11 protein-coding genes are annotated in these 12,441 nt (G+C 44.9%); 3 read left to right on the forward strand and 8 right to left on the reverse strand.

What is annotated here, in order from left to right; translation table 11 throughout:
- Positions 1 to 2: 2 nt before the first annotated feature.
- The 6 genes from AC1DFM_RS09460 to AC1DFM_RS09485 form a co-directional block, all read right to left on the reverse strand.
- A complete protein-coding gene (locus tag AC1DFM_RS09460; RefSeq protein WP_477076466.1) occupies positions 3 to 1,280 on the reverse strand; it encodes a parallel beta-helix domain-containing protein in 1,278 nt (425 codons plus the stop codon).
- A 20-nt stretch (positions 1,281 to 1,300) separates the two neighbouring features.
- On the reverse strand, positions 1,301 to 4,051 hold the full coding sequence (locus tag AC1DFM_RS09465) for a TonB-dependent receptor (protein WP_477076467.1): 2,751 nt from the start codon (positions 4,049 to 4,051) through the stop codon (positions 1,301 to 1,303).
- 142 nt (positions 4,052 to 4,193) lie between these two features.
- The gene (locus AC1DFM_RS09470) at positions 4,194 to 5,090 is read right to left on the reverse strand and encodes a LytTR family DNA-binding domain-containing protein (protein ID WP_477076468.1); all 897 of its coding nucleotides are present in this window, start codon (positions 5,088 to 5,090) and stop codon (positions 4,194 to 4,196) included.
- Between the two features lie 56 nt (positions 5,091 to 5,146).
- Positions 5,147 to 5,533: a hypothetical protein gene (locus AC1DFM_RS09475; RefSeq protein WP_477076469.1), complete on the reverse strand. Its 387-nt coding sequence runs from the start codon at positions 5,531 to 5,533 to the stop codon at positions 5,147 to 5,149.
- A 39-nt stretch (positions 5,534 to 5,572) separates the two neighbouring features.
- Positions 5,573 to 6,364, reverse strand: coding sequence for a hypothetical protein (locus AC1DFM_RS09480; RefSeq protein WP_477076470.1), 792 nt, complete (start codon positions 6,362 to 6,364; stop codon positions 5,573 to 5,575).
- Positions 6,365 to 6,371: 7 nt separating this feature from the next.
- Positions 6,372 to 6,890: a hypothetical protein gene (locus tag AC1DFM_RS09485; RefSeq protein WP_477076471.1), complete on the reverse strand. Its 519-nt coding sequence runs from the start codon at positions 6,888 to 6,890 to the stop codon at positions 6,372 to 6,374.
- An 864-nt stretch (positions 6,891 to 7,754) separates the two neighbouring features.
- On the opposite strand from AC1DFM_RS09485, the gene AC1DFM_RS09490 reads away from it, so the two are divergent.
- The 3 genes from AC1DFM_RS09490 to AC1DFM_RS09500 all read left to right on the forward strand — a co-directional run bounded on the left by AC1DFM_RS09490 (position 7,755) and on the right by AC1DFM_RS09500 (position 10,581).
- Positions 7,755 to 8,723 (forward strand): SprT-like domain-containing protein, encoded by a 969-nt coding sequence (locus AC1DFM_RS09490; RefSeq protein WP_477076472.1) that lies wholly within the window; start codon positions 7,755 to 7,757, stop codon positions 8,721 to 8,723.
- Between the two features lie 6 nt (positions 8,724 to 8,729).
- Entirely contained in the window at positions 8,730 to 9,227 is a 498-nt protein-coding gene (locus AC1DFM_RS09495) for a hypothetical protein (RefSeq protein ID WP_477076473.1), read from the forward strand.
- 82 nt (positions 9,228 to 9,309) lie between these two features.
- Positions 9,310 to 10,581: a thioredoxin family protein gene (locus tag AC1DFM_RS09500; RefSeq protein ID WP_477076474.1), complete on the forward strand. Its 1,272-nt coding sequence runs from the start codon at positions 9,310 to 9,312 to the stop codon at positions 10,579 to 10,581.
- Here the strand turns inward: AC1DFM_RS09500 and AC1DFM_RS09505 are convergent.
- Positions 10,556 to 11,263 carry a LytR/AlgR family response regulator transcription factor gene (locus tag AC1DFM_RS09505; RefSeq protein ID WP_477076475.1) on the reverse strand — a complete coding sequence of 236 codons (708 nt, stop codon included), beginning with the start codon at positions 11,261 to 11,263 and terminating at the stop codon, positions 10,556 to 10,558. The genes AC1DFM_RS09500 and AC1DFM_RS09505 overlap by 26 nt on opposite strands.
- Positions 11,260 to 12,285 (reverse strand): sensor histidine kinase, encoded by a 1,026-nt coding sequence (locus AC1DFM_RS09510; RefSeq protein ID WP_477076476.1) that lies wholly within the window; start codon positions 12,283 to 12,285, stop codon positions 11,260 to 11,262. The genes AC1DFM_RS09505 and AC1DFM_RS09510 overlap by 4 nt, the downstream gene beginning before the upstream one ends.
- Between the last annotated feature and the right edge of the window lie 156 nt (positions 12,286 to 12,441).

Genomic DNA, 12,441 nt, shown 5'->3' on the forward strand with positions numbered 1-12,441 from the left:
CACTATTTACAAACATAAGGCGTCACATCAGTGCTGGGATGCCATTTCTTAGACGTCATATTCAGCGCGTCTACATTGACGAATAAATTAGGACCGGTTTGTTTAATACACAGTGAATCCGGGTTTACAGCGGTGCCCTTAGTCAGGATATTAGTGGTAATACCATCATAGGTGATGAAAGGCAGGCGCGCATTTTTACGGGAAGGGTCCATTGCATTGAGCTGTTGCTCAATACCCACAAGGATTTTACCAGTATGATGCTCATATACTGCCGGCGGAAACGCGGGTCCTACTTCCATTACGTTATCATGGATGGACACATTTTTAGGAATCGGGAAATAGTGATCATTGATTTTAGCACCCGCGCTTTCATCGATAAAAAATCCGGATACCACAGAAATGGCGCTGGAGTTATTATTGATGATGCGGTTGTTGTACAGCTCAATGTCTGAAGCCGCCAAAATCACTACCCCACTGCCTGGCGCTGCATTGCCCACGCCCCAGGTAGAACCGAAGCTACCTGATTTGGCAAAGTTTCTTTCGTTGTTATCGTGGAAATAGTTGTTGTACGCCTTTACAAAACCACCCCGTTTAGATAAGTCAGGCAGGTCGAAAATGAGGAAGCCGGCGGTATTGCCCCAAAACTCATTATCGTATACCTGTGCATGTGACGTATTTTCAATTTCGCATCCTGCCACATTTTTAAACGCTTTACACTTACGTACAATAGCGCTGTCGGTTTGTCCTACGTAGATGCCCGCATCAGAAGCGCCCTGTGCATAGCAGTTTTCCACCAGCACATTTTTACACATCACCGGGTAAATAGCGTAGCCGCCGCTGGTAGAATCAGATACGGACCAGATGGCGTGCAGGTTGGTGATCACTACGTTTTCGCTTTTGTTGATCTTAATCAGATCGCCTTTGGAATCGCGGAGGGTCAGTCCATCGATGGTGAAACCTTTTACATCGGTTACACGGATACCTTCCCCACCCTGGCTTTGAGCCGAAAAGTCGAGGATCGTTTTATCCGGTCCGGCGCCTTGAATCAGGATATGTTTTAACTGTGCAATGCTCAGGTTGTCGAACTTATACAGTCCTTCCTTCAGCGTAATAGCGCTGCTATCGGTGAGCGACAATAGCGCTTCCGCGATTTTAGTTTCATCACCAGGGCCGAAATTCAGGCGGGTTTTATACCCCTGTGGGTCTTTGGCGGGTTCCGGGTTATTATGACAGGCCGCCAACAGGGCAATCAATAATAAGCAGATATGATATCGTTTCATATATGGGTTTGTTTTTAACCTTAGAAAACATTGTATGCGAAAGTGACATAGTACATACCACCAATAGCAGGGCTACCAAAACCGTTCCTGTAGTAGGTATTGGTTAAATTTACGCCGCCCAGCTTGATAGTAGAATGCGCTTGCAGCAGGCGATAACTCACCTGCGCATCTATTACAGCCGATGCAGGCACGGTACCACTGCCAAAGCCAATCTGGTAGAAGTAAGCCGGACGATAGCGGAAGGTGGTGTTGAAAGAGAAATGTTCTTTCTTACCAAATCCGGTATTTCCAAAATCTACGTTGAATTTATAATTCGGCGTATTAAAATTATTCACCTGGCTGTTGTTGCGGTTCTTCAGGAAGTCGGAAGAGAAGTTCACCTTTGCCAGGAAATGATGCGACAGGTCCACACTCACGCTGGCCGCATAGCCATAGGTATTTACTTTCTCCGCCCCGTTGTACGCAATATTGTATTGTACATATTTGCTGTGATCGAGGAAGTCGTTCGGATCTTTACTGCCTGGTGTATTGGCCACATTCACATACCCGATAAAGTTTTTCCAGGTAGAATAGTAGCCCAATACATCAATGAGTACGCAACCGCCGATCAGGGAAGAATAGCCTAACTCAAACGCATCTACGGATTGTGGCTTGATATCGTTGAGCTGAAAGGTTTTCAGGTCTGCCGGATTTTTGGTGCGTTTGAAAGAGTCTACGCTGGCCAGTGTATAAGCTGGGTATTGATCAAAATGATAAACGCCGTTGAGCAGGCGGTCGGAGCCACCGGATGCAAAGCTGTTATAGTCTACCGGCGTGCTTTGCAGCGATTGAATATTCGATGGGAAGCTGTACGCATTCTGGTAAGAGAAGCGGATAAAGCTTTCCTTGTTTACCTCCAGTACGGCCGATGCCCGGGTAGTGATGCGGGGTTTGGCGAACAGGGTATTTTTATCATACCGGAAAGCAGCCGCCAGGCTTAGTTTCTCGTGTATTACTTTTTTGGTAAGATGGGCATAAGCACTGTACTCTGCCACATCAATCGGTGCGTCATTGTCGGGGAAGAGCGTGCCTTTTGAATCGAGGCGATAGAGGCGATAGTTCAGCCCTGCAATCAATTCCGCAAATTTTATGAGGTGTGTAAAATTGTATTGGGTTTCCGCATTAAACAGACGGCTTTTGTCTGTGAACAAGGTACCTCCTTTAGAGGTAGGGATACCGGAGATACTGTCCTTCAGGTGCAGGAACTGTGTGCTGCCGGCATCGGGGCGACCTTTATCTGCAAACGTTCTGGCCAGGGCGCTGGCATCGAGGTAGCTTTTGCCTTGTGACATCGCCTCCAGTAATGCGCTGGTGTATTGCGGATACCAGCCATCGCCGGTGTTGCCATCGTAGCTGGGCTTCCAGGCTTCGTTGATCAACTGGGCGGTGGGCATGGCAATGATGGTATGACCAGAATTTTCCTGGCTGGTATAAGCGCGCACAAACCAGTGTTCTGCTTTCAGTTCTGCGCGGTATTGTCCGAGGTGAAAGCCTTTCAGTGCATAGCGGGTATCGTTGCTGTACACGGCGTCGCCTTGTCCGTAAGTGCCAGAAAGAATGGCTTCCAGCTTAGGTTTTATCTTATAGCGCAATTCCAGATTGGCTTTAAACATTTTAGCATCGCTGCTGAGGTATCCGTATTCAGGGTATCCGGTGCGGGCTACATAGTGGTTACCTTCTGCCAGCATGGGATTGATGATAGGCGCCAGTTCAGGCACCTGTTGCAGCGCGCCTTCCAGGAAAGGATTGATATCTACCGAAGTTTTGCTGCCGTACATGTTGACCCCGTTGTAATTAGGGTCCTGCAAGGGGCCACCGGGGCCGTTGGTATTGGTCGTATCATTGGCCATCCAATCTTTTGCCTGGGTGTATTGTACGTTTATTTTGAAGGCAAATCTGTCGCTTACCTTTTTGGCCCAGCGAACGGTCCAGTCGTAGTAAGGTGATGGTCCCAGCGGATCATTCGACTTACCTTTTTTCACGTGGTTAACGCCCTGGGTGATCTGTGCGCTGAGGCCCTGGTATTTAAACGGATCTTTCCCGGTCATTACCATGGTGCCGTTGAGGCCGCGGGAGCCGTAGAGGGCTGACGAAGCACCGGAGAGTACTTCGAGGTTGTCCACATCCAGCTCGGTGAGTCCGATGATAGCGCCGATGGGGAAGTTCAGGCCCGGGGCCTGGTTATCCATTCCATCTACAATCTGGGTGAAGTTGGTGTTACCGCTGGTATTAAATCCGCGGGTAGTGATGGTGGTGAACAGCAAACTGGAGGTGGTTACATCTACGCCTTTGAGGCCCTGAATCATGTTATAATAACTGGGCTGCGGGGAGTTGATGATGTCTTTGGTGCCGATCCTTTCAATGGTCACCGGTGATTCAATTTTCTTTTGGACAAAGCGGCTGGCCGAAACCACCACTTCCTTTCCGAGTACCGACGCCGGCGTAAGCTCAATGCGTTGGAATCCGGGGCCGGAAATGGTGATTTCTTTTGTTTCAAAGCCTACCGATGACAGTATAAGGGTAACAGGATAATTTTTCCTGGTAGAGAATTTAAAGTTTCCCTGGTCGTTGGTATAATCTCCATTAGGTGCTTCCTTCATGGTAACAGACACAACGGGGACTACTTCTTTGGTGGAACTGTTTCGAACATTTCCCGAAATGACAATTTGAGCCTTTGCGCTAAACTGTAACAGTAAGCAGCAAACCAATCCTATGAATATGGATCTTAACATCGGCAGGGAGATTTAGATGGTTTGGTTGTGGATTTTTACTCGTAATAATGGCCATGTGACATAGCGATATTACCAAAATCCCCTGATCGAAAGTGGCAGTGGTGTTGTATTTGGGGCGAAATAGGAGCTATTGGGGGTAAAATCAGGCCACCGGGGCAAAACGATCCTGTAGTGTGGGCAAACAGGTAGCAGATACAGGCACGGTGATATCGTCTAATCCTTCCAATTGCAGATAATGACCTTTTGCATTTTTCTTAAAAAGCACCACTTTGGTGAGGTTGATCATATAAGAACGGTGTGCGCGCACGAAGGTACCGGCAGGCAAACAGCTTTCCATTTTTTTCATGGAAGTTCTGATGAGTTCTTTGGCGATGGTATTGCCAGAGAGATAAAATACCTGTACATAATTATCTTCTGCCTTCATCAGCAGTAATTTATTTGGGTGCAGGGTGAGCACCGGCTTATCGTGTTCATCACGGAGTAACAGGCAGGTATCATCGGTTTTTACGATGGGCTCCGGCTGTTGCTGCCGCGCCAGTTCCAGGTTTTTCAGCTGGGCTATTTTTTCCCGGGTAAAAAACCACAGCAGCGCAATGCAGTAGGGCAAAGGCAGGATCAGCGCTGTATAACGGAGGGTATTGATAAACTCAGTCCAGGTAAAGAAGAAAGTATCGGTAATGGACACGTTGACGATGGTGACCATCAGCGCCACCAGGATGATTTCTCCCAGGAACCAGCAACCGTAGGTCGCATTGGTGAGCTTACGACGCCATTTTAAATTGGCCAGCAAAAACTGGGTAACGCTTAATACCACTACGCCACATAAAGTGAAAATGAGGAATAACGGCATCAGGGCCAGGTGCTGCCCTTCATACCAGATATTGATATTAAAGGGCAGGAAAATGTACATGAAAAGAAAGCTGAACACACTGCAAAAAGCGATCAGTGAAATTCTGTTAGCTACCGGGTCCAGTAAGGTAAAGCGGGGTTGCTCTGCGGCATATTTTGAGATAAGTGGCAAAGTGTGCATGCTTTTCATATCGTGGATGATTTTCTATATTCAAGATATGTAAAAAAAGCCGGAATAACCATACCTTACCATTCCCGCCACAGATCAGTGATCCCGTCGCCGTCGGCATAATCAGCCGGTTCCAGGCCAGCTGCCACGGTAATCATATCGAAGAGATCGCAAAGGTCCTCGCGTTCTCCCGTCTCTATAAAACCGGCTATTTCTTCATTCATTTCATTATATGCTTTCACGGCAGTTTCAAACAGGGCCAGTTTGGTGGCCTCTTCCGCGTTTTCACCTGCCGTTTGCAAACCGGCAATCAGCTCATTTACAATGTCAGTTGCGGCCTCACAATTTTCCGAACTGTATTGGTCCATACCGCCGATATCATTTTCATCGGGATAGAATTTTTCGCTCCACTCTTCAAATGGGTAATGTGCTTTTACCGCTGCTAATCTGTCCGCGTAGGTCATTGTTCCTTTTTTTGAGGGGGCAAATATAGGGGATATTTCTTACCTGTCGTTTTTATGATCGTAGAGCGTTTTAACGCCACCTATAATGCAGCCGGAGCAGCTAACCACGGGCGCATTTCTTTGATGGATATAGCGATAAAGTTTACTGTTGAGATTATCTATCGCGATTCCTTTATTAACGAGTATGTCAATAGCCGTTATACCGTAAGCTTGTATTTCACAGGATAAATTTTGCAGCATCCCGGTAATTTCCGGCAAGGGATCTTCTTTCAATACCAACGCGTGTATACGTTTCCCGCTTTCAGTGATGGGAGCGCCATCGCCGCAATACATGGCATACATATTATTGGCAGAGAGCTCTATGGCCACATCATTCCGGGTTTTACGCGAATGATAAAAGCGATTTCGTTCCTCCAGGAAAGCAGCAAAGACAGCTGATTTTTCATGAATATCTCTGACAGTACTGTCGGCCTCCATAAACCCCGGTCCTTCCGCGAAAGCACTTCCCGTAAAAAAAACGGTGCTGAACACAATACTATCATTCCTGGTTAACAGGTTGATAAAAAAATTATTGGGATAAAAACGAAGCGCAATGCGCTGATGGTAAATATTGCCCTGTAGCAAACGATTAAATGGCTCTCCGATTCCACTACGCGAAGGCATATAATCTTTCAGCAACGCATTCAACTGTTGCATTAAAGCAGTTTTCGTCACTGCCTTCTCTACCGCTGCATTCACCACATCGAAATCTTTTTTAGCGAAATGTTGACTGTGGGCTGAAATACACAGCACCAACATAAAGTGGACAAGGATAAGGGTACGGGATAACATATCGGTATTATTTAAAATCAGGTATTTCTCCCGGCTTCAACGCTCTTCCCCGCCGCTGTTCTGCTACTGCCAGCGCTTCCGGAGATAATGGTTTAAATCCTTTGGGCGCTTTATCTGCCGGGCCTTTATAAATGCCAATAAATGATTTTGAAACATTGCGCCGGGTAACGGGATCGGTAGTACGAAAATACTGAGGATACCAACCCTGCACCTGCCTTGTATCCCGTAACGGCTTTTTTGCTGCTTTTTCCCTGTTAGCTAATATTTTTTCCAGGGAGATGCGGCTAATATCAGCTGCTGAAAAAAAATAAACTTTTCGCCCACGGAGCGATTGGCCGGCACTGCTCTTAAATACACCAGCATGGTGCCATTCTGTTGCAAACACTTCCAACTCCTTCGCCGCTATTTTAACCTGGAACTGCTTCGACAGCAAAGTCGCTACCTCACCGGCTTTCAGCAAACCCTTATCTTCTGCGTCCTGGTAGTTTTCGGACTTTCCCTGCCGGAGGTAATCACTCATTTTCATGCCGGCAAGATACAATTTATTTACCCACTAGATCCCCTCCAGCTTCATGTTCAAAATTTCCTCCTCAATATCTCTCAGCTCGTGATACTTCCTGATCAGCTCATATTCAGTATGAGGATTTTTATTAAGCTCGTGTAATACTTTGCGCTAGTTTCCAACTAATCTTAGTTTCGAAATTTGATATTTTACTATCGTCGAGCTTTTGAGCTCTTTGGTAGAATTGTTTTCTCTAAGTAATTTTTATATCTTAATTTATGAGATATCCTTTGGCTTCTAAGCTGTAGAATTATCTACAGCTTAATTTCATACCTATAGTCATTGAGAACTAAAAAGAAATTTCCATTATATAGATAAAAATGTGGATAAATGTKAAGTAAAAAACTTTTCCAGAGCAGTTATTTTGACTCCGAAATTTTTGCCCCTTAACTCATAATCCTAAATCATGCTGAAGTCTATTCTATACCCATGGAACCCCTTCATGGTCATACTGTTTACTCTATCTATAGCGATGAGTAGCTGTAAAAAAAACTCAACTGAATTACCAGTCAGCTCCCCTTCGAGTATATCTGTTGATGAAGCTAAAAGTTGGCTCGGCAAAGGTCCTTCTGGCATCCAAGCGATCTCCAATATACGCGGTTATACTGGAGCGCCGAATTGGGAAAATGCCAGCATATTTAATTTCCCCGACAAAACCAGCATTTTGAAAGTTCCTTTAATTGATTATGAGCTTCCTATAGGCTATCGTGATCTCCTTTTCAGAAAGACTCAAATGGTATTATTCTTGGTGCTATTCAGGAGATTAGACCGGAAGCTGCCTATCTATTAGCTAAGGGGAGAACTATAGGCGAGAATTTAAGGTCATACGTGAATAACGAGGATTTTACAGGAGATATTGTTATTTTCGATCCATTTAACAACACTCCACTAAGAGGACGACGGTTTAGAGATGGTCAAGTAGTTGGCAATCTTCAATATCGCATACAATCTTTAGTGCTGTCTACATCCAATCCCAAGAAACCAAAACAACCTGGCGGCGATGATGGTGATGGTGATGATGGTGGATTCGATGGCCCAGTGATAGATCTTCCACCAGTTGTTGTAACAGCGCCAGCCCCAAGCACTCCCACTGGTCCAGGAACCAATATACCGTTTCCTTCGGAGCCAGTAACACTGCCGCATGGGGGGCCAGTAACGCCAAACAACCCTATTCCTATTGGAGGTGGGGGCGGAACGGGATCTAGTAATGGAAACGCAGTTACTGACATCAAGAATAAGATGAAAGATGGCTGTATGAAAAACACGGTTGATTCGCTTACAGGAAAAGGATGGACAAATAAAATAGCTCAGAAAGTTAACCAGATTTTTGGTACAAGTAATAAGTACAATATAACTTTTCTTGATCGAGATGCCTGGCCTGCTAATTATCCTAAATTTAATGAGACTGCTACCGGCTCCACCTATCCTCGATTTGTGGATGGAGTATTAAAAGTAGATGTATATCTCAATAATACACTGTTGCAAAACGCAAGCAAGGAGTATATTGCCGCGACACTACTTCATGAGATAGCTCACGGTATATTAACGTATGAGCATATTGATGGAGCCGATGCACAACATAATGAAATGTTTCAGAAATACATGACAGAGATCGCGGCTGGTCTTAAAGAGATGTATCCAGGTATTGGAACAGATGCTGATGCGCTGGCACATGAGGGTCTTGATAGAACGATATGGGGTTCAGCTTTTAAAACGGCTTTCCCACAAAGTTGGAATGCTATGGTTACCATCATGGAAGCATATAGAAATGGAAAGAAAGGAACTAAATGTAAATAAAAAAACATGAGACGATTCATCCAACTAAGCCTTTTGATAGCTTTGCAATTCTTATCAGGAAAGATGATGGGGCAAAGCAATTTCATAATTCCCGAAAAAATAAAATCTGACGTAAAATTAATTGCTAGTAGCGCAATGGATAGTGCTAGTTTTGGTGAGGTACATTTATTTAATATTGGAATAGTATTGAGCAATTCAGGAAGAATAAAAGACGTCTATTTTTCCGATAGTGTTGAATTCCGTATTGAAAAAACAATAAGAAAAACAATTAGAGAAAATAAAACGGATTGGAAGGCGATATTTAAAGCAAATAAACTTAATGGGGATATATGCCTTTTGATTCCTGTTTTCTATGCGGTGGAGTTGCCCGACAAATCATTGGTATTGGCTGCTGATGATATTTCAAAAAAGTTCTTGGCCTTATTTACTTTTTCCAATCGTCACCAACACCGCACTACGATAATTATGGAACCGAATATTTATACAGGAAATATCTATCATTAGGAAACGACAGCGGATATTTAATTATGTACCCTGGCAGTAAACTCAGGGCATTTTGGATGAAATGAACGCTAAACAAACACGTATGAAAACAAGCCTGGCCCTCCTTATTTCCTTTTTCATCACCGGATTGGCGTTTGCGCAGCCATCCGCGGATACCGGCATTCACTTCTTCAAAGGTAGCTATGCTGCTCTGTTACAGGAAGCGCAGCAACAGCACAAAATGATTTTTATTGATGTGTACACCGACTGGTGTGGCCCTTGTAAAGGAATGGACAAATTTATTTTTCCGTTAAAAGAAGTGGGTGAAAAATATAATCCGGCATTCCTGAATTATAAACTGAATGCAGAAAAAGGAGAAGGTATTTCCCTCGCTAAGAAATTTAATATCACCGCCTACCCTACCTTCCTGTATCTGAACAGCAACGGCTACCTTATACATAAAGTAATTGGAGAAAGAGAAGCGCCGGCATTTATCAGTCAGGTAGATAAAGTGACGGCGCTGGCCAATGATAAAAATCAACTGGGTACTCTGGAAGCCGCCTTTGCGGCGGGTAACCGGGACCCGGCGTTCCTGCGTACTTATATCCTGCAGCAATTCACGTTGAATATGGATAACAGTCAGGCATTTGATGCATGGATCAAAGCGACGCCTGCTGCGGAACTAAAAAAGGAGCCGCAGTTATTGTTCATCGGCCGGTATCTAAAGGGCACACAAACCAACGCACTGCCGCTCATCATGCAGCACTATGCACAACTAAGCGATACCGCCAAAGCGGTGGTGACACCTCGTCTCTTTTATGAAATTGCGGAAAGAGCGATCCCGGTAGCGCTCCGGGATAAAAACATGGCTGCGCTGCCATCATTGATCGGCTATGTACAGCAACTGGGCACCGCCAGCAAGCAACAGGAGTCGTATATGAACCGCGTTTACCTCATGTATGCCACACAGGCGAAAGATGCGGCATTGTTGAAAAAGAACGGCTATATCATGGTAGGCGATCTGATGCAGCTTAGCATCGACAGCATTCATGCAGAAGATGCCCGCCGGTATGCAGAAATAATGGCGCCATTTCTGTCGGGTGCACAGGACAGTACCAAACTGCCTAACTTCCAGGAAGATAAAGCAATGGTGGTAAATATTTATTCGAGAGAAGTATACCTCCGGCTGTTCACGGCTGCTTCGGCCTTCGGCAATACCCTCGACAGTGGAGATAAAGCGCTGGAAGATGCGCTGCAATGGGCTACCCGGGCGGAGCAACTGATACCCAACATCAAAGACAACACAACGCTGATTACGAAGTTAAAAAGTGTGGTGCAGCATAAGCCCGCTACTTCTTCATCAGGTGATCACTGATAAGTTTCATGAGCTCATCTTTATAATTTTTGCTGACGGGGATTTTATGGGTCCCTATCGTGATTTCATTATTAGCGATAGATTGAATTTTATCTATGGCCACAATAAATGATTTCTGTATCCGCAAAAAACGGGCAGGTGGCAGCTGGTCTTCTACTGACTTCATAGTAGCCAGTGTCAGAAATTTTTGCTGCTGCGTATAGATGGTGACATAGTTCTGACTACCTTCTATGTAAAGGATATCCTGATAAGCTATTTTCTCGTAGCTGTTATTACATTTAATAAAGAAGAAGGAAGCCGTGCCCAGATCAGCTGGTTGCTGGGATTGCAGGAAGTCCTGTGCCCGGTTCACGCTACGCAGAAAACGATCCGGCGTAATCGGTTTCACGAGGTAATCCAGCACGTTCAGTTCAAAGCCTTCCAATGCGAAGTTGGGATAGGCCGTAGTGATGACCACCAACGGTTTTACGGCAAGGCCTCTGAGGAAATCAGTGCCCCGTATTTTGGGCATTTCAATGTCCAGGAACATCAGGTCTATTTTTTCCTGTGATAGCACCTGGCTGGCTTCCATTACATTACTGCAGCTGGCGCTTAATTTCAGAAAGCCGGTATCCTGCACCAGCAGCTCCAGTCCTTCCCTTGCAAGTGGCTCGTCATCGACAATTATACAGGTGATATTCATACAATATTGATGGTCAATAACACCCGGTAACTTCCTGCCCCGGGGGTGATTTGTAAATGATAATTTCCTTTGTAAATCAATTCCAGTCTGCGCTTTACATTCTCCAGGCCTATACCTCCACTGCTGTCATCATTTGTTAACATAGTGGCATCTGTGGAGTTATCTATCTCCAGCGTAAACACCGGATGTTGATAATTTAAATGCAGTCGTATATAGTTGTCGTTATTCGTATAGGCGGATACGTATTTATATGCATTTTCCACGAAAGGCAGCAGCAGCAGAGGGGMAATAGAAAAATTTGCCACCGTGGGCGCTACCTGATAATCCAGCTGCAATGTTTTCCCTTTGCGCAATTGTTCCAGCTGCACATAGTTATTCAGGTAATAAATTTCCCGTTCTATGGGGATATAAGGTGTATTACATTCGTATAGCTGGTACCGTAGCATATCCGCAAAAGTGGCTAATGTGCCGGCAGCCATGTCCTGGTCTTTGCGGATCAATACATAAATACTGTTGATCGCATTGAACAAAAAGTGGGGATTCATCTGTGACTTGAGGAAGCGCAGTTCATTTTCCGTACGTTCCTTTTCTACCGCCTGCTGGTGGCGGTCGCTGAGGATTTTATTTTTAATCATCTTGGCCGCCATAAACATAAAGGCGGTATAGAAATTAGTCATGGCAATAAAGAGCGAAAAATAAAATACATCGCGGACGATGTTGTCTCGTTTTCCGCTGATCAGGTATATTTCTATCCAGGCTATCAGCAACGCCGACGCTATCAGCAGCAGAAAAGCGATCCCTCCAAACTGCCCGTATTTTTTCTGATAAAAATACCGGGGTAATAGCCAGTAAATGATGGCGTACACGAATGCCGCCTGAATCAGCAACCAGATAGCAATGGAAATAAATGCTTCCGGCAGGGAAGTATGATAAGACTTATATGAAAAGGCAGTCCAGAAGACCAGATCAGCTGTCCAGAACAGGATATGAAATCCTTTATATTTTGTGAAGAATTGACGCATAATGAGGGCAAGGTAGACTGCGTACTACAATGTAGCAATATTAATTGACGAAATCACCCATCCGGTTGATCAAATACCCAACAACAGCCTGGCGGGGCTTTAAAACCGCCTGCAGTTGGGTATATTATAACTTTATCCTTTTAAACAGCTATTTGG

This window comes from Chitinophaga sp. 05T412, from assembly GCF_056396465.1.